At 69.1% G+C, this 421-nt stretch carries 1 protein-coding gene; it reads left to right on the top strand.

The window, feature by feature from the left end; genetic code table 11:
* Positions 1-108 precede the first annotated feature (108 nt).
* The coding region (locus DUK53_RS17240; RefSeq protein ID WP_255410908.1) for a Bug family tripartite tricarboxylate transporter substrate binding protein at positions 109-421 on the top strand (313 nt) is incomplete at its 3' end.

A 421-nucleotide genomic window follows, 5' to 3' on the forward strand; every position in this document is an offset into this window, starting at 1 on the left:
ATCGAGCGCCGCGGCGCTCGATGTGTCGTTTATAGAAATCGCCGCAAGGTGATGCTGTAGGACACTGCACCGAAGCTCCCGGCGTCGGTAGCGCGGTTTTTCTGCACAATGGCGCCCATGACGCACCGCAGACATTTCCTTCTTTCGGCGACGGCTGCCGCCGCCTGTGTTTCCCCCCTGGCGCTGGCACAGGCTCCCGGCCACGACGCGACCATCCGGCTCATCGTTCCCTATGCCCCGGGCGGCCCGCTCGACGCCACCGCCCGGCTGCTGGCCGAGCGCGTGCGCGATTCGCTCGGCACGGTCGTGATCGACAACAAGGCCGGTGCCGGCGGCAACATCGGCGCCGATGCCGTGGCCAAGGCCGCACCGGACGGCCTCACCATCGGCCTGGCGGCCACCGCCACGCACGCGGTGAACC

Origin of the sequence: Listeria sp. SHR_NRA_18, from assembly GCF_003856515.1 — a bacterium.
GTDB classification, from domain to species: Bacteria; Bacillota; Bacilli; order Lactobacillales; family Listeriaceae; genus Listeria_A; species Listeria_A newyorkensis.